At 38.3% G+C, this 253-nt stretch carries 1 tRNA gene; it reads right to left on the bottom strand.

From position 1 onward, the window contains the following. Positions 1-135: 135 nt before the first annotated feature. A tRNA-Ala gene (locus CWC04_RS19220) sits at positions 136-211 on the bottom strand. Between the last annotated feature and the right edge of the window lie 42 nt (positions 212-253).

Genomic DNA, 253 nt, shown 5'->3' with positions numbered 1-253 from the left:
ATTTATCAGAATTTTATTATCAGCTTTTCCAAATTTTTAAAGAGCAGAGAATCAAAAACTTCTCAAAATTAAACACACTCAATTCTCAGGTGATGTTGCTACCCGATAAAGAATATTTATTTTTAAGAAGTAAAGTGGTGGAGCTAAGCAGGATCGAACTGCTGACCTCCTGCGTGCAAGGCAGGCGCTCTCCCAGCTGAGCTATAGCCCCACATATGCTGGTCTTATTGTTTGTTATCCGACTTCGTTTTAA

The organism is Pseudoalteromonas sp. S2893, assembly GCF_005887105.1.
Taxonomy (GTDB): domain Bacteria; phylum Pseudomonadota; class Gammaproteobacteria; order Enterobacterales; family Alteromonadaceae; genus Pseudoalteromonas; species Pseudoalteromonas atlantica.
The sequence above is the reverse complement of the archived record's forward strand: the minus strand, read 5'-3'. Positions and strand labels throughout refer to the sequence as shown.